The 23955-nt window shown below is 73.6% G+C and carries 22 protein-coding genes; 16 read left to right on the top strand and 6 right to left on the bottom strand.

All coding sequences use genetic code 11. From position 1 onward, the window contains the following. The first annotated feature begins 79 nt into the window (after positions 1-79). From pheS to ABZ404_RS22515, 5 genes are all read left to right on the top strand, one after another. Positions 80-1201 carry a phenylalanine--tRNA ligase subunit alpha gene (pheS, locus tag ABZ404_RS22535; RefSeq protein WP_358835221.1) on the top strand — a complete coding sequence of 374 codons (1122 nt, stop codon included), beginning with the start codon at positions 80-82 and terminating at the stop codon, positions 1199-1201. Next, complete coding sequence (pheT, locus tag ABZ404_RS22530; RefSeq protein ID WP_358835222.1) at positions 1201-3729, top strand: phenylalanine--tRNA ligase subunit beta; 2529 nt, start codon at positions 1201-1203, stop codon at positions 3727-3729. The genes pheS and pheT overlap by 1 nt, the downstream gene beginning before the upstream one ends. A 224-nt stretch (positions 3730-3953) precedes the next feature. Then, complete coding sequence (locus ABZ404_RS22525) at positions 3954-5021, top strand: PP2C family protein-serine/threonine phosphatase (protein WP_358835223.1); 1068 nt, start codon at positions 3954-3956, stop codon at positions 5019-5021. Between the two features lie 256 nt (positions 5022-5277). Beyond that, a complete protein-coding gene (locus ABZ404_RS22520) occupies positions 5278-6618 on the top strand; it encodes a transcriptional regulator (protein WP_358990725.1) in 1341 nt (446 codons plus the stop codon). A gap of 51 nt (positions 6619-6669) precedes the next feature. Continuing rightward, on the top strand, positions 6670-7206 hold the full coding sequence (locus tag ABZ404_RS22515) for an NUDIX domain-containing protein (RefSeq protein WP_358835225.1): 537 nt from the start codon (positions 6670-6672) through the stop codon (positions 7204-7206). 20 nt (positions 7207-7226) lie between these two features. Here the strand turns inward: ABZ404_RS22515 and ABZ404_RS22510 are convergent, their stop codons facing one another. Together ABZ404_RS22510 and ABZ404_RS22505 are read right to left on the bottom strand one after the other, a co-directional pair. Continuing rightward, complete coding sequence (locus tag ABZ404_RS22510; RefSeq protein WP_358835226.1) at positions 7227-7484, bottom strand: hypothetical protein; 258 nt, start codon at positions 7482-7484, stop codon at positions 7227-7229. Between the two features lie 188 nt (positions 7485-7672). Next, a complete protein-coding gene (locus ABZ404_RS22505; RefSeq protein WP_358835227.1) occupies positions 7673-8545 on the bottom strand; it encodes a 3-hydroxybutyryl-CoA dehydrogenase in 873 nt (290 codons plus the stop codon). A 164-nt stretch (positions 8546-8709) separates the two neighbouring features. Between ABZ404_RS22505 and ABZ404_RS22500 the strand changes: the two genes are divergently transcribed. Continuing rightward, entirely contained in the window at positions 8710-9990 is a 1281-nt protein-coding gene (locus ABZ404_RS22500) for a family 10 glycosylhydrolase (protein WP_358835228.1), read from the top strand. A 63-nt stretch (positions 9991-10053) separates the two neighbouring features. Here ABZ404_RS22500 and ABZ404_RS22495 read toward each other — a convergent pair whose 3' ends face one another. Next, complete coding sequence (locus tag ABZ404_RS22495; RefSeq protein WP_358835229.1) at positions 10054-10245, bottom strand: DUF1918 domain-containing protein; 192 nt, start codon at positions 10243-10245, stop codon at positions 10054-10056. 73 nt (positions 10246-10318) lie between these two features. Next, complete coding sequence (locus tag ABZ404_RS22490) at positions 10319-11287, bottom strand: DMT family transporter (RefSeq protein ID WP_358835230.1); 969 nt, start codon at positions 11285-11287, stop codon at positions 10319-10321. Here ABZ404_RS22490 and ABZ404_RS22485 point away from each other — a divergent pair. Beyond that, complete coding sequence (locus ABZ404_RS22485) at positions 11286-12731, top strand: PLP-dependent aminotransferase family protein (RefSeq protein ID WP_358835231.1); 1446 nt, start codon at positions 11286-11288, stop codon at positions 12729-12731. The two genes, ABZ404_RS22490 and ABZ404_RS22485, sit on opposite strands and share 2 nt — an antisense overlap. A gap of 32 nt (positions 12732-12763) precedes the next feature. Continuing rightward, positions 12764-13339, top strand: a complete 576-nt coding sequence (locus ABZ404_RS22480; protein WP_358835232.1) for a histidine phosphatase family protein — start codon at positions 12764-12766, stop codon at positions 13337-13339. Positions 13340-13706: 367 nt separating this feature from the next. Here ABZ404_RS22480 and ABZ404_RS22475 read toward each other — a convergent pair whose 3' ends face one another. Next, complete coding sequence (locus ABZ404_RS22475) at positions 13707-14264, bottom strand: sugar O-acetyltransferase (protein ID WP_358835577.1); 558 nt, start codon at positions 14262-14264, stop codon at positions 13707-13709. A 231-nt stretch (positions 14265-14495) separates the two neighbouring features. On the opposite strand from ABZ404_RS22475, the gene ABZ404_RS22470 reads away from it, so the two are divergent. The 6 genes from ABZ404_RS22470 to ABZ404_RS22445 all read left to right on the top strand — a co-directional run bounded on the left by ABZ404_RS22470 (position 14496) and on the right by ABZ404_RS22445 (position 20309). Further along, a complete protein-coding gene (locus tag ABZ404_RS22470) occupies positions 14496-15278 on the top strand; it encodes a hypothetical protein (protein WP_358835576.1) in 783 nt (260 codons plus the stop codon). Between the two features lie 108 nt (positions 15279-15386). Then, complete coding sequence (argC, locus tag ABZ404_RS22465) at positions 15387-16418, top strand: N-acetyl-gamma-glutamyl-phosphate reductase (RefSeq protein ID WP_358835575.1); 1032 nt, start codon at positions 15387-15389, stop codon at positions 16416-16418. 88 nt (positions 16419-16506) lie between these two features. Beyond that, positions 16507-17664: a bifunctional glutamate N-acetyltransferase/amino-acid acetyltransferase ArgJ gene (gene argJ / locus ABZ404_RS22460; protein WP_358835574.1), complete on the top strand. Its 1158-nt coding sequence runs from the start codon at positions 16507-16509 to the stop codon at positions 17662-17664. After that, the gene (gene argB / locus ABZ404_RS22455) at positions 17661-18566 is read left to right on the top strand and encodes an acetylglutamate kinase (protein ID WP_358835573.1); all 906 of its coding nucleotides are present in this window, start codon (positions 17661-17663) and stop codon (positions 18564-18566) included. The genes argJ and argB overlap by 4 nt, the downstream gene beginning before the upstream one ends. After that, entirely contained in the window at positions 18563-19762 is a 1200-nt protein-coding gene (locus ABZ404_RS22450; RefSeq protein ID WP_358835572.1) for an acetylornithine transaminase, read from the top strand. The genes argB and ABZ404_RS22450 overlap by 4 nt, the downstream gene beginning before the upstream one ends. Before the next feature lie 7 nt (positions 19763-19769). Further along, positions 19770-20309 carry an arginine repressor gene (locus tag ABZ404_RS22445; protein ID WP_190089598.1) on the top strand — a complete coding sequence of 180 codons (540 nt, stop codon included), beginning with the start codon at positions 19770-19772 and terminating at the stop codon, positions 20307-20309. Positions 20310-20329: 20 nt separating this feature from the next. Here the strand turns inward: ABZ404_RS22445 and ABZ404_RS22440 are convergent, their stop codons facing one another. Next, positions 20330-21040, bottom strand: coding sequence for a L,D-transpeptidase family protein (locus ABZ404_RS22440; RefSeq protein WP_358835578.1), 711 nt, complete (start codon positions 21038-21040; stop codon positions 20330-20332). A 183-nt stretch (positions 21041-21223) separates the two neighbouring features. On the opposite strand from ABZ404_RS22440, the gene ABZ404_RS22435 reads away from it, so the two are divergent. Both ABZ404_RS22435 and argH read left to right on the top strand, forming a co-directional pair. Then, positions 21224-22417, top strand: a complete 1194-nt coding sequence (locus ABZ404_RS22435) for an argininosuccinate synthase (protein ID WP_358835571.1) — start codon at positions 21224-21226, stop codon at positions 22415-22417. An 83-nt stretch (positions 22418-22500) separates the two neighbouring features. Continuing rightward, positions 22501-23928, top strand: coding sequence for an argininosuccinate lyase (gene argH, locus ABZ404_RS22430; protein WP_358835570.1), 1428 nt, complete (start codon positions 22501-22503; stop codon positions 23926-23928). The last annotated feature ends 27 nt before the right edge of the window (positions 23929-23955 follow it).

Below are 23955 nucleotides of genomic sequence, written 5' to 3'. Positions count from 1 at the left end.
CGCGGTCGCGGTGGCGGGACCCCCAGCCCGGGGGCACCTCCCAGCGTCAGCTGGGGGACAATCGGAAGTACGGGAAGAGATGTCAGCACCCAATAAGTCGTACGACCCTGTTGAGGTCGAGGCGCTGAAACCGGAAGAGATCGAGCGCATGCGGGACGAGGCGCTCGCCGCCTTCGCCGCGGCCGGTGATCTCGACGCCCTCGCACACGCGAAGACCGCGCACGCCGGTGGCACCTCGCCCCTGTCGCTCGCCAACCGTGAGATCGGCGCCCTGCCGCCGCAGGCCAAGGCCGCGGCCGGCAAGCTCGTGGGCATGGCCCGCGGCGCCGTGAACAAGGCCCTGGCCGCCCGCCAGGCCGAGCTGGAGGCCGAGCGCGACGCGCGCGTCCTGGTCGAGGAGGCGGTGGACGTCTCGTTGCCGTACGACCGTGTACCGGCCGGCGCCCGCCACCCCCTGACCACGCTCTCCGAGCGCATCGAGGACATCTTCGTGGCCATGGGCTACGAGGTCGCCGAGGGCCCGCAGGTCGAGGCCGAGTGGTTCAACTTCGACGCGCTCAACATCGGCCCGGACCACCCGGCCCGCGGTGAGCAGGACACCTTCTTCGTCGAGGGCCCGGACGGCTCAGCCGACTCCGGCGTCGTGCTGCGCACGCACACTTCCCCGGTGCAGATCCGCTCGCTGATCGACCGCGAGCCGCCGGTCTACGTGATCTGCCCCGGCCGGGTCTTCCGCACGGACGAGCTGGACGCCACGCACACCCCCGTCTTCAACCAGGTCGAGCTCCTCGCCGTCGACGAGGGCCTGACCATGGCGGACCTCAAGGGCACCCTGGACCACATGGTCCAGTCGCTCTTCGGCCAGGACATGAAGACCCGGCTGCGGCCGAACTTCTTCCCGTTCACCGAGCCGTCCGCCGAGATGGACATGGTCTGCTACGTCTGCCGCGGCGAGTCCGTCGGCAACCCCGACCGCCCCTGCCGCACCTGCTCCAGCGAGGGCTGGATCGAGCTCGGCGGCTGCGGCATGGTCAACCCGAAGGTGCTCACCGCCTGCGGTGTCGACCCCGGGAAGTACAGCGGCTTCGCCTTCGGCTTCGGCATCGAACGCCTGCTGATGTTCCGCCACAACGTCGAAGACATGCGAGACATGGTCGAGGGTGACGTCCGGTTCACCCGGCCGTTCGGGATGGAGATCTGATGCGGGTCCCGCTTTCTTGGCTGCGGGAGTACGTCGACCTGCCGGCGACGGAGACCGGCCGGGACGTCCAGGCCAAGCTCGTCTCCGCCGGTCTCGAGGTCGAGACCGTCGAGCAGCTCGGCGCCGGGCTCAAGGGCCCGCTGGTCGTCGGCCAGGTGCTGACCATCGAGGAGCTGGAGGGCTTCAAGAAGCCCATCCGCTTCTGCACGGTCGACGTCGGCACGGCCAACGGCACCGGTGAGCCGCAGGAGATCGTCTGCGGCGCGCGCAACTTCCAGGTCGGCGACAAGGTCGTCGTGGTGCTGCCCGGCGCCGTGCTGCCCGGCGACTTCGCCATCGCCGCGCGCCAGACGTACGGCAAGACCTCGCACGGCATGATCTGCTCCGGCGACGAGCTGGGCATGGGCGACGACGGCAGCGGTGGCATCATCGTCCTGCCGCCCGAGCACGAGGCCGGCACCGACGCCATCGAGCTCCTGGAGCTCGTCGACGAGGTCCTGGACATCGCCGTCACCGCCAACCGCGGCGACTGCCTGTCGCTGCGCGGCGTGGCCCGCGAGACCGCCATCGCCTACGGCCTGCCGCTGCGTGACCCGGCGCTCCTCGACGTGCCCGCGCCCAACTCGTACGGCTACCCGGTGAAGATCGCCGACCCGATCGGCTGCGACCGCTTCACCGCGCGCACCGTCGTCGGCCTCGACCCCGAGGCGCGCTCCCCGATCTGGCTCCAGCGCCGGCTCCAGAAGGCCGGGATGCGCCCCATCTCGCTCGCCGTCGACGTCACGAACTACGTGATGATCGAGCTGGGCCAGCCGCTGCACGCCTACGACCGCACCCTGGTCGACGGGCCGATCGGCGTCCGCCGCGCCGAGCCCGGCGAGGTGCTCACCACCCTCGACGGCGCCAAGCGCAAGCTGGACGCCGCCGACCTGGTCATCACCGACAACCGGGGTCCCATCGGCCTCGCCGGTGTGATGGGCGGCGCCAACACCGAGATCGCGGACTCGGTCACCGATCCCGAGACCGGACAGGTCCGGGGCACCACCGAGGTGGTCATCGAGGCCGCGCACTTCGACCCGGTCGCCATCGCGCGCACCGCGCGCCGCCACAAGCTGTCCTCGGAGGCCTCCAAGCGCTTCGAGCGCGGCGTCGACCCGCAGGCCGCCTCCGCGGCCGCCCAGCGGACCGTCGACCTGCTGGTGCTGCTCGCGGGCGGCACCGCCGAGGCCGGCGTCACCGAGGTCCTCGCGCCCTCCGCGCCGCGCACCGTCTCCCTGCCCGCCGACCACCCGGACCGGGTGGCGGGCGTGGAGTACGGCCGCGAGACCGTCGTGCGCCGCCTCCAGGAGATCGGCTGCGACGTCTACGGGCAGGACGAACTCGTCGTCACCGTGCCCTCGTGGCGCCCCGACCTCACCGAGCCGAACGACCTCGCCGAGGAGGTCATCCGGCTGGAGGGGTACGAGAACCTGCCCTCGACCCTGCCGAAGCCGCCCGCCGGCCGCGGTCTCACCGAGCGCCAGCGGCTGCACCGCCGGGCGGGCCGCGCGCTCGCCGGCGCCGGCTACGTGGAGGCTCCGAACTACCCGTTCGTCTCCGAGCAGGTCTTCGACCAGCTCGGCCTGGAGGCGGACGACCCCGCCCGCCGCGTCGTGAAGCTGGTCAACCCGCTCAACGACGAGGAGCCGGCGCTGCGCACCACGCTGCTGCCGGGGCTCCTCACCGCGCTGCGCCGCAACGCCGGCCGCGGCGGGCACGACCTGGCGCTCTTCGAGACGGGTCTGGTGTTCCAGCCCGCCGAGCGGCAGGGCGTCGCCGTCCGGCTTCCCGTCGACCGCCGCCCCACCGACGAGGAGATCGCCGCGCTCGACGCCGTGCTGCCCGCGCAGCCCCGGCACGCGGCCGTGGTCCTCGCCGGGGCGCGCGAGCAGGCCGGCTGGTGGGGCAGGGGCCGTCCGGCGGACTGGGCCGACGCGGTCGAGGCCGCCCGGACCCTGGCCCGCGAGGCCGGCGCGGAGCTCATCGTCCAGCAGGGCCAGTACGGGCCGTGGCACCCGGGCCGCTGTGCCGAGCTGTCCGTCGTCATCGACGGGGAGATCGTCGCGATCGGCCACGCGGGCGAGCTGCACCCGCGCGTGGTCAAGGCGCTGGGCCTGCCCGAGCGCACCTGCGCCATGGAGCTCGACCTGGACCTGCTGGCGAAGGCGGGGGAGGGCGCCCTGCGGGCGCCGCGGATCTCCACCTTCCCGGTGGCCACCCAGGACGTGGCGCTGGTCGTCGACACCGAGGTCCCCTCGGCGGTCGTCGAGTACTTCCTGCGCGGCGGCGCCGGTGAACTCCTGGAGTCCATCCGGCTGTTCGACGTCTACACCGGTGAGCAGATCGGCGAGGGCAAGAAGTCGCTGGCGTACGCGCTGCGCTTCCGCGCCCCCGACCGCACGCTGACCGTCGAGGAGGCCACGGCGGCCCGCGACGCGGCGGTGGCCCTGGCCGCCGAGCGCACGGGAGCGGTGCTCCGCGGGGCGTGACTCCCGCACAGCAGTGAGGAAGGGCGCGTCCGGATCCCGGGCGCGCCCTTCCGGCATCCGCGCCCCTCCCCGCGCGCCGCTCTCCCGGAATCCCTCCCTTCTCACTCGTTCGGGTGAGAACGGGGAGCGATGTACGCAAACAGGGGCGGCTCCTGGACAGAATCGACCCGGCCGTGAAGGCCGGGGCAGGGGCGAGCGGCGCAGAGGCCAGGGGGGCCGACGGCATGATCCGTACCGGGAGTCGGACCGCCGCGTGCGCGCGAGCCCTCGGCACGGGGCGTGGCCTCGCGCTGGCGCTGCCCGTCCTGTGGCTGGTCCTGGTCGTCGTCTGGCAGCTGACCTGCCCGCTGGTCACCGACGACTCCCTGGGCCTGCGGATCGCCACCTGTGCCGCCTTCCTGATCGCCGTGGTCTGCCTGGTGCACGGGGTACGGCTGGGCGCGGCCCGGGAGTTGCGGCTCGTACGGGAGGTCGCGGACGCCGCCCAGCGGGTGCTGCTGCGCCCGCCGCCGCCCCGCGTGGCCGGGCTCGCGGTGGCCGCGGGCCAGCTCTGCGCGGGCCGCGGCGCGGTGGTCGGCGGCGATCTGTACGAGGTGATGGCCACGCCGTACGGGGTGCGGGTCGTCATGGGGGACGTGCGCGGCCACGGCCTGGGCGCGCTCGGCGCGGTCGCGGCGGTGCTCGGCAGCTTCCGCGAGGCCGCCCACGACGAAGCGGAGCTGGCGGGCGTGCTGCGGCGCCTGGAGCGGGCCCTGCAACGGCACCTGCGCGAGCGCGCCCGTACCGAGCACCCGGCGTCCCGCACCGGAGAGCCGGAGAGCCCGCTCGCCGAGGAGTTCGTGACCGTACTGCTCCTGGAGATCCGCGCCGACGGCCTGGTGGTCGGCCTCAACTGCGGCCACCCCTGGCCCTATCGGCTGTGCGGCGGCGCCGAGGCGCTGCTGCCCGGCGACCCGCTGCCGCCGCTCGGCTCCTTCCCCCTCCCCGCCGACCTGCCGCTGCACCACTGCACCCGGCTGCTGCCGGGGGAGGCGCTGTGCCTGCACACGGACGGCGCCGAGGATGCCCGGGACCGCGCCGGGCGGTTCTTCCGGCTGCAGGAAGTACTCGCCCGGGCGGCCCTGGACACCCCGCTCTCGCCCGCCGCGGTGGTCCACCGCGTACAGCGGGAGCTGCTGCGGCACACCGGCGGCCGGCTCGCCGACGACGTGGCGCTGATGGTGCTGCGCAACGACCGGGTGCGCGTGCCCGCGCAGCCCGCTGCCGTTCCCCCCGCGCGGGCCCGGCACTGAACCGGGCGGGCGTGCGCCGTCGGCCCTGCCGCGGAGTGACGGGCAGTTCGGCAGGACCGGCGGCGCCGGGAGCGGGCCGCCGCACTGTACGAGGGGGAGCCGGCGGCCCGGCACGCCTCTGTGGAGAGGCAGTTCAGTCAATCGGGAGCCCCACCACGGCGGCAGAGTGCGCGGCGCATAAATGCGAGCACTCCCATCACACCCCGTGTGAACGCGCCTCCTCTACGCTGGGTCCACCGAGCCAACGGAGGGCCTGATGCAGCCCAATACCCTGCTCGACGCGCTGGTCGACGAGGCGGGCATCTCGAACGCCGGGCTGGCGGCCCACGTGAACCAGGCCGGTCGCGCCCGGGGTCTCGCACTCAAATACGAACACACCGCGGTGGCCCGGTGGTTGAAGGGCCAGCGGCCGCGCGGACAGGTGCCCGACCTGATCTGCGAGGTGCTCGCGGCCCGGCTGCACCGGCCGGTCACCCTCGACGACATCGGGCTCGGCGTGCCGGGGGAACCGGCCACGGCCGTGGGTTCGCCGCTCGCCGGGTTCGTGGAGCGGGCCACCGCCCTGTGGCGCTCCGACGAGCAGCAGCGCCCGCACATACTGGGCGCGCCCGCGGTCACCGGCACCCCGGCCGTGATGCCGGTGTGGGAGTGGGAGAACCCGCCGGAGGACACCGACGTGTCCCGGCACGGGCAGACCGCGGTGGGGGAGAGCGACATCGAGATGCTGCGGGCCGCCCGCGCGCACTACGAGCTGATGTACCGCAAGGCCGGGGGCATCGCCACCCGCTCGCGCATCGTGGGCTTCCTCAACGCCGAGACCGCGCCGCTGCTGCGCGGCTGCTACACCGACGCGACCGGCCGCCAGCTGCACCGGGCGACCGGCGGACTGGTCGCGATCGCCGGGATCTGCGCGTACGACTCCAACGCCCAGGGCCTGGCGCAGCGCTACTTCCACCAGGCGCTCAGGCTGGCGAAGGCGAGCGGGGACCGGGGGCTCGGCGCGTATGTGATCGCCCTGCTGGTCAACCAGTCGCTGTTCATGCGCGACTACCGCCAGGCGGTCGCCTTCGCGGAGGCGGCGCTGCGGGCGGCGGGCCACCAGCTCACCGCGGCGCTGGCCGCGGATCTGCACGCGATGCAGGCCAAGGCGTACGCCCACCTCGGCGACGGGCGCAGCGCGCTCGACGCGATCCGCGGCGCCGAGCGGGCCGCCGAGCGCATCCGGCCGAAGAACGAACCCGCCGAGACCGGCTACGTCCAGCCGGGCCTGGTCAACGTCCAGGTGGCGGAGGCGCTGCTGCTGCTCGGCGATCTGCCGGCCGCGCGCGAGCAGGCGGGACTGGCGGCGCACGCCCCCTCGCACGACCGGGGCAGAGTGCACCGCCTGGCGGTGCTCGCGCAGATCGAGCTCCGGCAGGGCGAGGCGGACCGGGCCGTCGCGACGGCGGTCGAGATGGCCGAGCGGGCCCGGGGGATGGAGTCGCAGCGCCTTCGCGACCGGTTGCGCGTCGTACGCGAGCACCTGGTCGAGAGCGGTTGCGCCGGCGCCGAGGAAGCCGCCGAGCTGATCGACGGGGCACTGCGCGTTCCCCTGTGAGCGCGTGCCTGCTGCGATATTGCCATCCTCTTGTCGGAAGGTGGCAAAAACGTGCAGTGGACGAACCTGAGTGAGCAAACTGTCTATGAGAACCGCTGGTTCCGCGTCAATCTCGCCGATGTCGCTCTCCCGGACGGGCGGCACCTCGACCACTTCCTGATCCGGCTCCGCCCGGTCGCCGTGGCGACCGCGGTCAACGAGGCGAACGAGGTGCTGCTGCTGTGGCGGCACCGGTTCATCACCGACAGCTGGGGCTGGGAGCTGGCCGCGGGGGTCGTCGAGGACGGCGAGGACATCGCGGCCGCGGCCGCCCGGGAGATGGAGGAGGAGACGGGGTGGCGGCCGGGCCCGCTGCGCCATCTCCTCACCGTCGAGCCCGCCAACGGGCTCATCGACGCCCGCCACCACCTCTACTGGTCGGAGACGGCCGAGTACATCGGCCACCCCGAGGACGACTTCGAGTCGTCGCGGCGCGAGTGGGTCCCGCTCAAACTGGTACCCGACATGATCGCCCGCGGCGAGGTCCCGGCCGCCAACATGGCGGCCGGACTCCTGCTCCTGCACCATCTGCGGCTCGGCGACGGCTGACCGCCGCCGTCCGCCGGTGTTCACCGCCCCAGCGCCTGCCAGACGGCGACGGCCAGCGCGCCGAGGGCGGTGACCGCCGTGAGCGCGGGCAGCGGCCACCTCGTGTGCTCCAGGGACGACAGCCGCGTGCCCAGCTCGGCCAGTTCGCGTTCGCTCTGGTCGTCGCGGTGGGTGAGCAGCGTCAACTGCCCGTCGATGCGGGCCAGGCCCACTTCCAGGGAACGGCGTAACTCGAACAGTTCGTCGACGGCCATCGGTAGGCCGGGGTCGCTCGGCACGGCGAGGCTCCTTCGTCGTTGTGGCGGAATGCCATTGACTTTTCGCCAAGGAGTCAACTCGCCCTGCTCCCGGGGCGGGAGAGTGTGCGAAGAGCATATGCGTGCTCGCGCCGCACACCGGGTGTGAACGCGGCGGGCCCGGCCCTCACGCAGAGGAGCCGGGCCCGGCGTCAGCCGTCTCGCGGTGCTCAGGCGTACGTGTAGAAACCGGAGCCGGTCTTACGCCCCAGGCGTCCCGCGTCCACCATGCGCTGCAGCAGCGGAGGCGCCGCGTACAGCGGCTCCTTGAACTCGTCGTACATCGAGTCCGCCACCGAGGCGACCGTGTCCAGACCGATGAGATCGGACAGCTTGAGCGGACCCATCGGGTGGGCGCAGCCCAGCTCCATGCCGTTGTCGATGTCCTCACGGCTGGCGATGCCCGACTCGAACATCCGGATCGCGGAGAGCAGATACGGGATGAGGAGCGCGTTGACCACGAAGCCCGAGCGGTCCTGGGCGCGGATCGCGTGCTTGCCGAGGACCTTCTCCACCATGGCCTGGGCCCGGCTGAGGGTGCCCTCGGAGGTGGTGAGCGCGGGGATCAGCTCGACGAGCTTCTGCACCGGCGCCGGGTTGAAGAAGTGGATGCCGATGACCTGGTCGGGCCGCGAGGTGGCGACCGCGAGCCTCACCAGCGGGATGGAGGAGGTGTTGGAGGCCAGGATAGCGTCCGGGCGGGTGACCACCTGGTCGAGGACCTGGAAGATCTCGGTCTTGACCTGCTCGTTCTCCACCACGGCCTCGATGACCAGGTCACGGTCGGCGAACTCGCCCAGGTCGGTGGTGAAGCTCAGCCGGGCGAGCGTCGCGTCGCGCTCCTCCTCGGTGATCTTGCCGCGTTCGGCGGCCTTCGACAGGGAGTTGTGCAGCCGGGTACGGCCGATCTCCAGGGCTTCGCCGGTGGTCTCGGCGACCTTCACGTCCAGGCCGCTACGGGCGCAGACCTCGGCGATGCCGGCCCCCATCTGGCCGCAGCCCACCACTCCGACGCGTGCAATATCTGCCGTAGGGTCCGTCACTTCGTGCCTTTCGCTTCTGACAGAAAAGTCCCGGCGGGTCCCCCGTATGAGTCCGGCGCCCGACCCGGCCCCACGACGTTACTCCGCGCCTGCGTGGGATCAGGGGGTGGGGCGGGCATGCTGTGCGCAACACCGGACATTCTCGGCGACGAGGGGGGCACCAAGTGGGACGGATCACTCGGCGGGGACTGCTGGCGGCGACGCTCGCGGCCGGTACGGCGGGCGCGGTGAACGCCCTGGTCACAGCGGACGCGGCCGCCGCGCAGGGCGGGCCCGGCCCCCTCGCGGCCGCCGGTTCCGGCCGCCCCTGGCACGCGCCGCGCCCCCGGGAGTTCCGGGGGGTGTGGCTGGCGACGGTGTCCAACCTCGACTGGCCCTCGCAACCGGGTCTGCCCCCGGAGCGGCAGGAGGCCGAGCTCATCGCGCACCTGGATTGGGCCGCCGCCCTGCGGCTGAACGTGGTGGCGCTCCAGGTCCGCCCCACCGCCGACGCCCTGTGGCCCTCTCCGTACGAGCCGTGGAGCCAGTACCTCAGCGGTGTCCAGGGTCAGGACCCGGGCTGGGACCCGCTGGGCACGGCCGTCCGCGAGGCCCACCGGCGCGGCCTGGAGCTGCACGCCTGGTTCAACCCGTACCGGGTGGCCAACCACACCGACCCCTCCAGACTCGTGCCGACCCACCCCGCGCGCGTGCACCCCGACTGGGTCGTCGCCTACGGCGGGAAGCTCTACTACAACCCCGGCCTGCCGGAGGTCCGCCGCTTCGTGCAGGACGCCATGCTGGACGCGGTCGCGCGCTACGACGTGGACGCGGTGCACTGGGACGACTACTTCTATCCGTACCCGGTCGCCGGGCAGACCTTCGCGGACGACGACGCCTACGAGCGCTACGGCGCGGACTTCCCCGACCGGGCCGCCTGGCGCCGCGACAACATCGACCGGCTCGTCCGGGAGACGGCGGAGCGGATCAAGCGGATCCGGGGCCGGGTGAAGTTCGGGATCAGCCCCTTCGCGGTCTGGCGCAACGCGGCCACCGACCCGCTGGGCTCGCCCACCACGGCCGGGGTGCAGACCTATGACGACCTGCACGCCGACACCCGGAAGTGGGTGCGCGAGCACTGGATCGACTACATCTGCCCGCAGGTGTACTGGAACATCGGCTTCCAGGCCGCCGACTACGCGGCCCTGGTGCCCTGGTGGGACGCGGTCGCCCGGGGCAGCGGCACCCAGCTGATCATCGGCGAGGCCCTGTACAAGGCGGGCAACCCGGCGCAGCCGCCCGCCTGGCAGGACCCGGCCGAGCTCTCCCGTCACCTCACCCTCGCCCGGCGGTACCCCTCGGTGCGGGGCCACTGCTTCTTCTCGGGGAAGGACGTGGCGGAGGACCGCATCGGCGCGATGGCGCGCGTGGTCGCGGACCACTATCCCGGCCGGGTGCGGCCATGACCGCGCCGCCCGGCCGTCCTGGTCCCAGCCGCCCAGCCGCCCGGCCGGCCGGCCGTCTTCGTACTAGTCGTCCGTGAAGGGCCTGACGACGGTGTCGGGACCCGGGGACATTAGGGTCTCGTGCCCGTCCTCGAAGCGCACCCGGTACGGCGGTGACCCGTCGGGGCCCAGGACCTCGATGACTTCCACGCTCCGGTCGTGCTGTCCGACGGTTCTGCCGTGGACCAGCAGCCGGTCGCCCACGCTCGCTCGCATGGCCCCATTCTAGGGCGGCGGGACCGGGGCGTACCCGTGTGAACGGGCCGTGGACGGCGGCGTGTCGGCGGTTTCAGGCCGCCGCGCGCTGGGTCACGGCGATGCAGACCAGCACGCCAGCGGCGGCCAGCGGGGCGGCGGGGGAGAGGTGCTCGCCGAGCAGCAGGACCGCCCAGACCAGGGTCAGCAGCGGCTGCGCCAGCTGGAGCTGGCTGGCCCGGGGCACCCCGATGGCCGCCATGCCCCGGTACCAGACGTACAGCCCGAAGAACTGCGAGCCGGCCGCCACCCACAGCATCCCGAGGACGCCGTGCGCGCCCAGGTGGACCGGCTCGGCGGCGAGGGCCGCGGCCGAGCCGAGGACGGCGAGCGGCAGGGTGAGGATCAGCGCCCAGCCGATCACCTGCCAGCCCGGCATCTCCCGGGCGAGGCGCCCGCCCTCGGTGTACCCGGCGGCGCAGACCAGCAGGGCGGCGAAGAGGTAGAGGTCGCCGGCGGAGAGGGCGCCGCCGCTCTGCTGCACGGTGAAGGCGAGCACCACCCCGGCTCCGGCCAGCGCCGCCGCCCAGAAGGCACGGGAGGGCCGGCGGCCGGTCCGCAGCGCCGAGAGCGCGGCCGTGGTCAGGGGGAGCAGGCCGACGACGACCGCCGCGTGCGAGGTCGTGGACGTCCGCAGGGCCAGGGTGGTCAGCAGGGGGAAGCCGACGACGGTGCCGGCCGCGACCACCGCGAGCCCCGCCCAGTGCCGGCGCGCGGGCAGCGGCACCCGGCCGACCAGCAGGAAGGCGCCCGCGAGCAGACCGGCGAGCAGACTGCGGACGGCGACGAGCGACCACGGCCCGAAGCTCTCCAGCCCCCAGGCGGTGGCGGGGAAGGTGAGGGAGAAGGCGACGACGCCGAGTCCGGCGAGGAGCGCGCCGTGCCGGGCGTCGGGGGAGGGCGTCGGTACGGCGGTCACGGTCGCGGCCGGGGCCGCAGTACGAGCTGGGCGGCTCTCGACCGCTATCGTCGTGCGAGCGGTAGCGCTATCCTGTGCTGTCATGCACGAGCGTAGCAGTGTGGCCGACCTGGCGACCATCCTCAAAGACGACCTCGACCGCTACTCCGTAGGAGGAAAGCTGCCGTCGAGCAGGGCGCTCGTCGAGCAGTACCGGGTCTCGCCGGTGACCGTCTCGCGGGCGCTGGCAAGGCTCGCCGCCGAGGGCCTGGTCGTCACCCGGCCCGGCGCCGGCGTCTTCCGCGCCGAGCCCCGCACGTCCGCGACCCGCCCCGGCGACACCTCCTGGCAGGAGGTCTCGCTCAGCGCGGAGGGCGCCACCGACGCGGTGCCCCGCGCCGTCGACGCCTCCGGGGTCCTGGCCACCCTCGCCGCACCGCCGCCCGGGGTGATCGAGTTCAACGGCGGCTACCTCGCCCCCACCCTCCAGCCGGAGCGCGCGATGGCCGCCGCCCTCGCCCGCGCCGGGCGGCGCCCCGGCGCCTGGGGACGGCCGCCCACCGACGGGCTGACCGAGCTGCGCGACTGGTTCGCCCGCGAGATCGGCGGCACGGTCACCGCCGCCGAGGTACTGATCTGCGCCGGGGGTCAGTCCGCGCTCACCACGGCGCTGCGGGCACTCGCGGCGCCGGGCGCGCCGGTGCTCGTGGAGTCGCCGACCTATCCCGGCATGCTCGCGGTGGCCCGCGCCTCGGGGCTGCGGCCGGTGCCCGTCCCGGTCGACACCGACGGGGTGCGGCCCGACCTGCTCGCCGCCGCCTTCCGGGCCACCGGGGCGCGGGTCCTGGTGAGCCAGCCGCTCTTCCAGAACCCCACGGGCGCGGTGCTCGCTCCCGCCCGGCGGGCCGAAGTGCTGCGGGTGGCGCGGGAGTTCGGGGCGTTCGTCGTCGAGGACGACTTCGCGCGGCTGCTCGTCCACGCGGACGCGGGCCCGCTGCCGGCGCCGCTCGCCGCCGACGACCCCGACGGCGTGGTCGTGCACGTCCGCTCGCTCACCAAGGTGGCCTCGCCGAGCCTGCGCGTGGGCGCGCTCGCGGCCCGGGGCCCGGTCCTGGAGCGGCTGCGCGCGATCCAGGTCGTCGACAGCTTCTTCGTCCCCCGCCCGCTCCAGGAGACGGCCCTCGAACTGGTCGGCTCCCCGGCCTGGCCCCGCCATCTGCGGGCCGTCTCCCAGGAACTGGGTGAGCGCCGCCAGGCCATGGCGACCGCCCTGGCCCGCCATCTGCCCGGCCCCGCCGTGCCCCATCTGCCCTCCGGCGGCTACCACCTGTGGCTGCGGCTGCCGGACGGCACCCCCGAGGCCGCGCTGGCCGCCGCGGCCCTGCGGGCGGGCGTCGCGGTCGCCCCCGGCCGCCCCTACTTCAGCGCCGAACCCCCCGCCGCGCACCTGCGGCTGTGCTTCGCGGGCGTGGCGGGCCGGGCCGAGATCGAGGAGGGGGTACGGCGGCTGCGGACCGCCTACGACGAGGTGGGCGCCGCGACCCCTTGACCGACCGCGCGTCCGGTCGCACGATCACGGCCATGACGGTCCGGCTGACGATGGTCGCGGCGGCGCGCTGCTCGGCGCTGCCGGTCGAACGCTTCGCCGACGACCGCCCGCTCGACGGGGCGGCCCGGCACGAGGTCGCGCTCGCCGCGCCCTCCCTGGTGCCGCTGGGCGCGGCCGAGCTGCGCTACTGCTCGCCGACCACGCGCAGCCGCGCCACCGGGGAGGCCCTGGGGTACGCGCCGATGGTCCAGCCCGCGCTGCGCGACTGCGACATGGGCCGCTGGCGCGGCTACACCCTGGCCGAGGTCGCGTCCCGGGAGCCCGACGCCGTCGACGCCTGGCTCGCGGACCCGCGCGCGGCCCCGCACGGCGGCGAGCCGCTGCTCGGGTTCATCGCCCGGATAGGGGCCTGGCTGGACACCCGGCCCGCCGAGGACGGCGCGATGGTCGCGGTGGCCGAACCCGCCGTCGTGCGGGCGGCGCTGGTGTACACCCTGAACGCGCCCCCGTCGGCGTACTGGAACGTCGACGTCCGCCCCCTGTCCACGGTCACCCTGACCGGCGGCGCCCACCGCTGGCACCTGAGCCTGCTGAGCCTGGCGGGGTAGGAGCGGGCGGGGGCGGGTGAGGGTGCGGCTGCGAGTGCCCGCACGGCGCCCTGGGCCTCCGCGCCGCCCTGAGCCTCCACGGCGCCCCCGAGCCCCCGCGCCGCCGAGCTGCCCCGAGCCCCGGCGCCTGCTCCACCCGAGCGCCCGCCCCGCCCCGAGCGCCCGCGCCGCCGAGCTGCCCCGATCTCCGCTCCTGCTCCGCCCCGAGCCCCCGATCCCCCGCGCCGCCCCGAGCGCGCGCCGCCGGGCTGCCCCCAGCCCCCGCGCGCCGCCGGGCTGCCCCGAACTCCGGCCCTTGCCCCGAGTCCCCGAGCCCCGGCCCCCGCCCCACCAGAGCCCCTGCCCGGCCCCCGATCCCCCGTCCCGCTCAGCCGAGCCGTCGCACCACCCGGGCCGGGTTGCCCACGGCGAGCACCCCGCCGGGCAGGTCGCGGGTGACCACCGACCCCGCGCCCACCACGGTGTCCGCCCCGATGCTCACGCCCGGGCAGACGATCACCCCGCCGCCGAGCCACACGTTGTCCCCGATGGTCACCGGTTCGGCCTTCTCCCACCCCTGGCGGCGCCGCTCGGCGTCCAGCTCGTGCGTGGGGGTGAGGAGCTGGACGTTCGGCCCGATCTGGACGTCCCGGCCCACGGTGATCCGGCCGGTGTCCAGGAAGACCGCGCCGAAGTTCACGAACGTACCGGCGCCGATGGCGATGTTGTAGCCGAAGTCGCAGTGGAACGGCGGCCGTATCCGTACGTCCTCGCCGACCTCGCCCAGCAACGCGGCGAGCAGCCGGTGCCGTTCGGCGGGCGGGGCGCCGCCCGCCGCGTTGTAGGCGGCGCACCGCGCGATCCGGCGCTCGGTGTCGGCGGCCAGTTCGGGGTCGTCGGGCAGATACCACTCACCGGCCAGCATGCGCCGCTTGCTCTCACCCACGGGAGCCCTCCTCGTCTCGTCCACCAGGATCACCCCTGTCCACCCATGGGGCACCGTACCCGGCCCGCCGTCCCGCGCGAGGTGGGTCACACCTCCACCGGGAGGCGAGGGCGGCGGTCGCGCACGCCACCGCCTCCGCCAGAACTTCGCGCGCGGGCGCGCCCCTCGATCGGGTGACCGGGCGCCGGGCCGGGGCTCCGGGGCCTCCCCGCCGTCGTAGCGTCCTCGGGTATGACGACGAACCATCCCCGTTCCCGGCACCGAGTGTCCACACTCCTGGCCGCAGCGGTCGCGCTGACGGCCGGGGGCGTGGCGGCGCCCCTGACGCCGGCCGCTGCCGCGGCCGCCGTGAACACCTGCGTGAGCGGCACCACGTTCCACACCCCGGGAGCGGTCTCCTGCGAGCTCCCGAAAGGCGGCCTCACGGTCACGGTGACCGTCATCGGCGCGGGTGGCGGTGGAGGTGGTGGCGGCTACGGCACCGGGGGCGGTGGTGGCGGTGGTGGCGGCGGCGGGCGCATGGAGTGCCACTTCTTCGTCACGCACCCCGATGACGTGCGCCTCACCGTGGGCAGGGGCGGGCTGGTCGGGTCCCGTGGCACCAGCCCGGCACGAGGCGGTTCGGGCCACGGCGGGAAGGGCGGGGACGGCGGCGCCACCTCTGTCGTCCTCGGCGGACGCACCGAGACCATGCCCGGCGGTACCGGTGGCGGCGGCGGACTCCGCTACGTCAGTTTCGGCGGCAACACCGGCGGCGCCGGCGGCCCGAGCCCCAGCACGGGTCCGTGCGGGTACAGCCGTGGGGGCGCCGGCGTCGGCGGCACCAAGGGCCCCGGCAACGACATCGACGGAGGCAAAGGCGGTACCGGCGGAAGCTCCGCCTCCCCGGTGCCCCCCTCCTGCCGCGGCGCGGGCCGGGGCGGCGCCGGTGGCGACGCCGGCGGCAAGCGTGCGAGCGAAGGCGAGTACGGCGAAGTCGGGCACGCCGCGTGCGTCGTCGTCAGGTTCCACTGACGGCACCCGTACAACCCGACCCCGCGCCTCCGCCCGGACCCGGCCGCCGACCTTTGCATAAAACTGCATTGCTGCGTATAGTCATGCCTCGTTGACGAGGAGGCTTCGATGGCGGTACGAGCGGCAGTGGCCGGGGCGAGCGGGTACGCGGGCGGGGAACTGCTGCGGCTGCTCCTCGCGCACCCGGACGTCGAGATCGGTGCCCTGACCGGCAACACCAACGCCGGGCAGCGGCTCGGCGCGCTCCAGCCGCAGCTGCTCCCGCTGGCCGGGCGCGTCCTGGAGCCCACCACCGTCGAGGTGCTGGCGCGCGGCCACGACGTGGTCTTCCTCGCGCTGCCGCACGGCCAGTCGGCCGCCGTCGCCGAACAACTCGGCGCGGACGTCCTCGTCGTGGACATGGGCGCGGACTTCCGGCTGAGGGACGCCGCCGACTGGGAGGCGTTCTACGGCTCGCCGCACGCCGGGACCTGGCCGTACGGGCTGCCCGAACTGCCGGGCGGGCGGGCCGCGCTGGAGGGGTCCCGGCGCATCGCGGTCCCCGGCTGCTACCCGACCGCCGTGTCGCTGGCGCTCTTCCCCGCGTACCAGAGCGGCATCGCCGAGCCCGAGGCCGTGATCGTCGCGGCCTCCGGCACCTCCGGCGCGGGCAAGGCGGCCAAGCCGCACCTGCTCGGCAGCGAGGTCATGGGCTCGATGTCGCCGTACGGCGTCGGCGGCGGGCACCGGCACACCCCCGAGATGGTCCAGAACCTGAGCGCGGTGGCCGGTGAGCGCGTCACCGTCTCCTTCACGCCGACCCTCGCCCCCATGCCCCGCGGCATCCTCGCCACCTGCTCCGCCAGGGTGAAGCCGGGCGTCACCGGGGAAGCGGTACGGGCGGCGTACCGGAAGGCCTTCGCCGACGAGCCGTTCGTCCATCTGCTCCCCGAGGGGCAGTGGCCCGCCACCGCGTCCGTGTACGGCTCCAACGCCGCGCAGCTCCAGGTGGCGTACGACGAGGGCGCCCACCGGATCGTGGTGGTCGCCGCCATCGACAACCTGACCAAGGGCACCGCGGGCGCCGCGGTGCAGAGCATGAACATCGCCCTGGGGCTTGACGAGACCACGGGCCTGACGACGACAGGAGTCGCGCCGTGAGCGACGCGCGCGCGGCCACCGGTCCGCAGTCGACGACGAAAGCCGCAGCGGCGCGCCGCGCGGGCGGAGAAGCGAACGAGGAGAAGCAGTGAGCGTGACGGCAGCCAAGGGGTTCACGGCGGCGGGCATCGCCGCCGGGATCAAGGAGAACGGCAACCCGGACCTGGCCCTCGTGGTCAACCACGGGCCGCGCCGCGCCGCCGCGGGCGTCTTCACCTCCAACCGCGTCAAGGCCGCCCCCGTCCTGTGGTCCGAGCAGGTCCTCAAGGGCGGCGCGGTCACCGCGGTCGTCCTCAACTCCGGTGGCGCCAACGCCTGTACGGGCCCGCGGGGCTTCCAGGACACCCACGCCACCGCCGAGAAGGTCGCCGAGGTCCTCGACGGGCACAGCGCGGGCGAGGTCGCCGTCGCCTCCACGGGGCTCATCGGGGTGACCCTTCCCATGGACAAGCTGCTGCCCGGCATCGAGAAGGCCGCGGCCGAGCTCTCCGCGCACGGCGGCGAGAAGGCCGCCATCGCCATCAAGACCACCGACACCGTCCACAAGACGTCCGTCGTGACGAAGGACGGCTGGACGGTGGGCGGCATGGCCAAGGGCGCCGGCATGCTCGCCCCGGGCCTCGCCACCATGCTCGTCGTCCTCACCACCGACGCCGACCTGGACACCCCGGTCCTGGACCGCGCCCTGCGCGACGCCACCCGGACCACCTTCGACCGGGTCGACTCCGACGGCTGCATGTCCACCAACGACACCGTGCTGCTGCTGGCCTCCGGCGCCTCGGGAACCGCCCCGGAGTACGCGGAGTTCGCCGAGGCCGTCCGTACCGTCTGCGACGACCTCGCCCGGCAGCTCATCGGGGACGCCGAGGGCGCCAGCAAGGACATCCGCATCGAGGTCGTGAACGCGGCCGACGAGGACGACGCCGTCGAGGTCGGCCGCTCCATCGCCCGCAACAACCTCCTCAAGTGCGCCATCCACGGCGAGGACCCCAACTGGGGCCGGGTGCTCTCCGCCATCGGCACCACCAGGGCCGCCTTCGACCCGGACCGCCTCAACGTCGCCATCAACGGCGTCTGGGTCTGCAAGAACGGCTCGGTGGGCGAGGACCGCGACCTCGTCGACATGCGCTACCGGGAGGTCCGCATCACCGCCGACCTCGCCGCCGGCTCCGCCGAGCCCGTCGTCATCTGGGCCAACGACCTCACCGCCGACTACGTCCACGAGAACAGCGCGTACAGCTCATGAGTACGCGGAAGCACACCGCGCTCCCCAAGGCGCGCATCCTCATCGAGGCGCTGCCGTGGCTGACCCGCCACCACGGCAGGACCGTCGTGATCAAGTTCGGCGGCAACGCCATGGTCGACGAGGCGCTCAAGGCCGCCTTCGCCCAGGACGTCGTCTTCCTGCGGCACGCCGGGCTCAAGCCCGTCGTGGTGCACGGCGGCGGCCCCCAGATCAGCGCCCAGCTCGACCGGCACGGCCTGGTCAGCGAGTTCAAGGCGGGCCTGCGCGTCACCACGCCGGAGGCCATGGACGTCGTACGGATGGTGCTCGCCGGGCAGGTCCAGCGCGAGCTCGTCGGGCTGCTCAACCAGCACGGCCCGCTCGCCGTCGGGATGACCGGCGAGGACGCGCACACCATCACCGCCACCCAGCACCGGCCCGAGATCGACGGCGAGCTCGTCGACATCGGACGGGTCGGTGAGATCACCGCGATCGACACCGGCGCCATCGAGGCGCTGCTGGAGGACGGCCGGATCCCGGTCATCTCCTCGATCGCCCGCTCCCAGGACGACGGACATGTCTACAACGTCAATGCTGATACGGCGGCTGCGGCTCTTGCGGCTGCGCTGGGCGCCGAGACCCTGATGGTCCTGACCGACGTCGAGGGGCTGTACGAGGACTGGCCGCACAGCGACGAGGTCATCAGCAGGCTCACCGCGAGCCAGCTGGAGAGGCTGCTGCCCGACCTCTCCAGCGGCATGGTCCCCAAGATGGAGGGCTGTCTGTTCGCCGTGCGCAACGGCGTCACCACCGCGCGCGTGATCGACGGACGCGTCCCGCACTCCATCCTTCTCGAGATCTTCACCGACGAGGGCATCGGCACGATGGTCGTGCCCGACGACCAGCAGGGGGAAGCACAGTGACCGGTCAGGAGCTGGCCCAGCGCTGGCAGCGGGTCATGACGGACAACTACGGCACCCCGAGGCTGACGCTGGTGCGCGGCGCGGGCGCCACGGTGTGGGACGCGGACGGCAGCGCGTACACCGACTTCGTCGGCGGCATCGCGGTCAACGCCCTCGGCCACGGCCACCCGGCCGTCGTCGAGGCGGTCTCCCGCCAGATCGCCACCCTCGGCCATGTCTCCAACCTGTTCGCCTCCGAGCCGCCGGTGGCGCTCGCCGAGCGGCTGATCGAGCTGTCCGGACGGCCGGGCCGGGTCTTCTTCTGCAACTCCGGCGCCGAGGCCAACGAGGCCGCCTTCAAGATCGGGCGGCTGACCGGCCGCGGCCACATGGTCGCCACCGAGGGCGGCTTCCACGGCCGGACGATGGGCGCGCTCGCCCTCACCGGCCAGCCCGGCAAGCAGGAGCCCTTCCGCCCGCTGCCCGGCGACGTCACACACGTGCCGTACGGGGACGCCGAGGCGCTGCGGGCCGCGGTCACCGAGGAGACCGCGCTGGTTGTCATCGAGCCCATCCAGGGCGAGAACGGCGTGGTCGTCCCGCCCCGGGGCTATCTGCGGGCGGCCCGTGAGATCACCGCGGCCACCGGCACCCTGCTGGTCCTGGACGAGGTGCAGACCGGTATCGGCCGTACCGGCACCTGGTTCGAGTACCAGCAGCACGAGGGCGTCCTGCCCGACCTCGTCACCCTCGCCAAGGGCCTCGGCGGCGGTCTGCCCATCGGCGCCACCGTCGCCTTCGGCCCGGCCGCCGAGCTGCTGACGCCCGGTCAGCACGGCACCACCTTCGGCGGGAACCCGGTGGCGTGCGCGGCCGGACTCGCCGTTCTGGACACGCTCGCCGCCGAAGGGACCCTCGACCGTGTGAAGCTGCTGGGCGAGCGGCTGCGGGGCGGAATCGAGGCGCTGGCACACCCGCTGGTCTCCCACGTCCGTGGCGCGGGGCTGCTGCTGGGTATCGTGCTCACCGAGGCCGTCGCCGCCAAGGTGCAGCGGGCGGCCCAGGATGCCGGCTTCCTGGTCAACGCGCCCGCCCCCGATGTCGTACGGCTCATGCCGCCGCTGATCATCGGTGACGCGGAGGTGGACGCGTTCCTCCAGTCGCTGCCCGGTGTCCTCGACGCGAGTGTCAACGGGGACGGACGATCCGGAGAATGAGACGACGATGACCGACGAGGCGCAGGACCAAGAGCTCGGCGGCCCCGCCGTACCGCAGACCCGCACCGCCCGCCACCGCCGGATCGTGGACATCCTCAACCGGCAGCCGGTGCGGTCCCAGAGCCAGCTCGCCAAGCTGCTCGCGGACGACGGACTGAGCGTCACCCAGGCGACGCTCTCGCGCGACCTCGACGAGCTGGGCGCGGTGAAGATCCGCAACACCGGCGGCGAGCTGATCTACGCGGTGCCCAGCGAGGGCGGCTTCCGCACCCCCAAGGCCCCGCTCGGCGAGTCGGCCAAGGAGGAGCGGATGCGCCGGCTCTCCGCGGAGCTGCTGATCTCCGCGGAGGCCTCCGCCAACCTGGTGGTGCTGCGGACGCCGCCGGGCGCCGCCCAGTTCCTCGCCTCGGCCATCGACCAGGCCGAACTGCACGACATCCTCGGCACGATCGCGGGCGACGACACCCTGATGCTGATCAGCCGGGACCCGGCCGGCGGCCAGGCCCTGGCGGACCATCTGCTGCGCCTGGCGCAGAACGACCGCTAGGCCGTCCCCGGCGGGGGCGGTCAGTACCGCGTGATCGCGGTCGGCCCGGACGCCGTGCCGATCGCGATGTGGGGGTGCTTGGCCGGGTCGGCCCAGGCCAGGATGGCGGCCATCGCGTCCGCCGGGACCGAGACGCAACCGGCCGTCGCCCCCTTCCCGTTGACGTGCAGGAAGATCCCCGCACCCCGCCCGCGCACCGGCTGGTCGTAGTTGAACCCGACCACCAGGGCGCGGGCGTACTGCGTGGGGTAGGCGGTGATCTGCTCGGACTCGCTCGCCCGGCAGTCGGCCGGCAGGCCCTCCACCCAGCGGTTGTACGCCTGGGACGCGGTGTCCTCGCACCACCAGGACTTCGTCGTGGCACGCCGGTAGGCGAACTTCGTCCCCTGGGGCGCGGCCGTGGTGCCGAACGCGTACGGCAGGTCGTACAGGCCGGTCGGGGTGGTGTTGGTGCCCTGGGTGCGGGTGGTCCCCTCGACCAGGCCCTTGGCGCCGAACCTGGCATCGGCCCGGCCCACCGCCACCCACAGCGGCCCGCGCCGGTCCCACCAGGTCACCCGGCCGGTGGTGGAGCTGGGGGAGGGGGCCTCGGCGGTGATCAGCTGGGTGCCGCCGCCGGTGTCGGACATCCGGTTGGGCAGGTTCGGCGAGTGGAAGGGCCGGGACTCGGCCGTCGCGGCCGGGGCCGCGAGCGCGAGCAGGGCCGCGCCGAGTGCGAGAGCGGTACGCATCATGCCCGTGACCGTACGCGGCCCGGCCGTTGACGTCCTGCCGGGGGGCCGAACCGTTACCCCGGTCGCGTGGCGCGCGTTCTCCTTCTGCCTCCCCCGGTCCCTCTCCCCACCCTCGTTGACAAAACATACGGTCCACTGCATAGTTATACCCATCACCGAATGCACCGTAAGGAGAAACCCGTGACCGAGCGCGTCGTACTCGCCTACTCGGGCGGTCTGGACACCTCCGTCGCCATCGGCTGGATCGCCGAGGAGACGGGCGCCGAGGTCATCGCCGTTGCCGTGGACGTCGGCCAGGGCGGCGAGGACCTGGACGTCATCCGCAAGCGCGCGCTCGCCTGCGGTGCCGTCGAGGCCGAGGTCGCGGACGCCCGTGACGAGTTCGCCGACGAGTACTGCCTCCCGGCGATCAAGGCCAACGCCCTGTACATGGACCGCTATCCGCTGGTCTCGGCGCTCTCCCGGCCCACCATCGTCAAGCACCTGGTGGCCGCGGCCAGGAAGCACGGCGCCACCACGGTCGCCCACGGCTGCACCGGCAAGGGCAACGACCAGGTGCGGTTCGAGGCCGGGATCGCGGCCCTCGGCCCGGACCTGAAGTGCATCGCCCCGGTCCGCGACTACGCGATGACCCGGGACAAGGCGATCGCCTTCTGCGAGGCCAAGAACCTCCCCATCGCCACCACCAAGAAGTCGCCGTACTCGATCGACCAGAACGTCTTCGGGCGCGCGGTCGAGACCGGCTTCCTGGAGGACATCTGGAACGCGCCGATCGAGGACATCTACGAGTACACCTCGAACCCGGCCGAGCCCCGCGAGGCCGACGAGGTCGTCATCTCCTTCAAGGAGGGCGTCCCCGTAGCCATCGACGGCAGGCCCGTCACCGTCCTCCAGGCGATCCAGCAGCTCAACGAGCGGGCCGGCGCCCAGGGCATCGGCCGGATCGACATGGTCGAGGACCGGCTCGTCGGCATCAAGTCCCGTGAGGTGTACGAGGCGCCGGGCGCGATCGCGCTGATCACCGCCCACCAGGAGCTGGAGAACGTCACCGTCGAGCGCGAACTGGCCCGCTACAAGCGGCAGGTCGAGCAGCGCTGGGGCGAGATGGTCTACGACGGCCTGTGGTTCTCCCCGCTCAAGCGCGCCCTGGACGGCTTCATCAACGAGGCCAACCAGCACGTCACCGGCGACATCCGGATGACCCTGCACGGCGGTCGCGCGGTCGTCACCGGACGGAAGTCCGAGGAGTCGCTCTACGACTTCAACCTCGCCACCTACGACTCGGGCGACACCTTCGACCAGTCCAAGGCGCAGGGCTTCATCGAGATCTTCGGCCTCTCCTCGAAGATCGCCGCCAAGCGCGACCTGGCGTAACCGCGACGCGTTGTCCATGCCGCCTCCCCGTCTCCGCGGCGGGGAGGCGGCGGCATATCCACCCCTTGTGAGGAGCAGCAGCTGTGAGCAGCAACAACGGTGACGTCCGGCTCTGGGGCGGCCGGTTCGCCGACGGACCCGCCGAGGCGCTGGCGAAGCTGTCCGCGTCGGTCCACTTCGACTGGCGCCTCGCGCCGTACGACATCGCCGGCTCCCGCGCCCACGCGCGCGTGCTGCACAAGGCGGGCCTGCTCACGGCCGACGAGTTCCAGCGGATGCTCGCGGGCCTGGACCGGCTGGAGGCGGACGTCGCGAGCGGCTCCTTCACCGGGACCATCGCCGACGAGGACGTGCACACCGCCCTGGAGCGGGGCCTGCTGGAGCGGCTCGGCCCCGACCTCGGCGGCAAGCTGCGGGCCGGCCGCTCCCGCAACGACCAGGTCGCCACCCTCTTCCGGATGTACCTGCGCGACCACGCCCGGATCATCGGCGGTCTGGTCGCGGAGCTCCAGGACGCGCTGGTGGGCCTCGCCGAGGCGCACGCGGACGTGGCGATGCCCGGCCGCACCCACCTCCAGCACGCCCAGCCGGTCCTCTTCGCCCACCACGTCCTGGCCCATGTGCAGTCCCTGTCCCGGGACGCCGAGCGGCTGCGGCAGTGGGACGAGCGCACCGCGGTCTCGCCCTACGGCTCGGGCGCGCTCGCGGGCAGCAGCCTCGGCCTCGACCCGGAGGCGGTCGCCGCCGACCTCGGCTTCGAGCGCGGCAGCGTGGCCAACTCCATCGACGGCACGGCCTCCCGCGACTTCGTGGCGGAGTTCGCCTTCATCACCGCGATGATCGGCGTCAACCTCTCCCGGATCGCCGAGGAGGTCATCATCTGGAACACGAAGGAGTTCTCCTTCGTCACCCTGCACGACGCCTTCTCCACCGGCTCCTCGATCATGCCGCAGAAGAAGAACCCGGACATCGCGGAGCTGGCACGCGGCAAGTCCGGGCGGCTGATCGGCAATCTGACCGGGCTGATGGCGACCCTGAAGGCGCTGCCGCTCGCGTACAACCGGGACCTCCAGGAGGACAAGGAGCCGGTCTTCGACTCCTGCGACCAACTGGAGGTGCTGCTGCCCGCGTTCACCGGGATGATGGCGACCCTCACGGTCAACCGGGAGCGCATGGAGGAGCTGGCGCCCGCGGGCTTCTCGCTCGCCACCGACATCGCGGAGTGGCTGGTCAGGCAGGGCGTGCCGTTCCGGGTGGCGCACGAGGTCGCGGGGGAGTGCGTCAAGGTCTGCGAGGCGCGGGGCATCGAGCTCGACGAGCTCACGGACGCGCAGTTCGCCGAGATCTCCGAGCATCTGACGCCCGAGGTGCGGACCGTCCTGAACGTCGCGGGCGCCCTCGCCTCCCGCGACGGCCGCGGCGGCACCGCGCCCTCGGCCGTCGCCGTCCAACTCGCCGAGGTCAAGGCCGACCTGGCGGTCCAGCACGCCTGGGCCGACGCCAGGAAATGACATACCGGTACGGGGTGTGCGCGCCGC

Source organism: Streptomyces sp. NPDC005878 (genome assembly GCF_040629815.1).
Classification (GTDB): Bacteria; Actinomycetota; Actinomycetes; order Streptomycetales; family Streptomycetaceae; genus Streptomyces.
This window is presented reverse-complemented; position numbering and strand designations above follow the sequence as displayed.

Coding starts and splice junctions, on each gene's coding strand:
- pheS (WP_358835221.1), top strand. CDS start 80: ATGTCAGCACCCAATAAGTCGTACGACCCTGTTGAGGTCGAGGCGCTG.
- pheT (WP_358835222.1), top strand. CDS start 1,201: ATGCGGGTCCCGCTTTCTTGGCTGCGGGAGTACGTCGACCTGCCGGCG.
- ABZ404_RS22525 (WP_358835223.1), top strand. CDS start 3,954: ATGATCCGTACCGGGAGTCGGACCGCCGCGTGCGCGCGAGCCCTCGGC.
- ABZ404_RS22520 (WP_358990725.1), top strand. CDS start 5,278: ATGCAGCCCAATACCCTGCTCGACGCGCTGGTCGACGAGGCGGGCATC.
- ABZ404_RS22495 (WP_358835229.1), bottom strand. CDS start 10,245: ATGCGAGCGAGCGTGGGCGACCGGCTGCTGGTCCACGGCAGAACCGTC.
- ABZ404_RS22485 (WP_358835231.1), top strand. CDS start 11,286: ATGCACGAGCGTAGCAGTGTGGCCGACCTGGCGACCATCCTCAAAGAC.
- ABZ404_RS22490 (WP_358835230.1), bottom strand. CDS start 11,287: ATGACAGCACAGGATAGCGCTACCGCTCGCACGACGATAGCGGTCGAG.
- ABZ404_RS22480 (WP_358835232.1), top strand. CDS start 12,764: ATGACGGTCCGGCTGACGATGGTCGCGGCGGCGCGCTGCTCGGCGCTG.
- ABZ404_RS22470 (WP_358835576.1), top strand. CDS start 14,496: ATGACGACGAACCATCCCCGTTCCCGGCACCGAGTGTCCACACTCCTG.
- argC (WP_358835575.1), top strand. CDS start 15,387: ATGGCGGTACGAGCGGCAGTGGCCGGGGCGAGCGGGTACGCGGGCGGG.
- argB (WP_358835573.1), top strand. CDS start 17,661: ATGAGTACGCGGAAGCACACCGCGCTCCCCAAGGCGCGCATCCTCATC.
- ABZ404_RS22445 (WP_190089598.1), top strand. CDS start 19,770: ATGACCGACGAGGCGCAGGACCAAGAGCTCGGCGGCCCCGCCGTACCG.
- ABZ404_RS22440 (WP_358835578.1), bottom strand. CDS start 21,040: ATGCGTACCGCTCTCGCACTCGGCGCGGCCCTGCTCGCGCTCGCGGCC.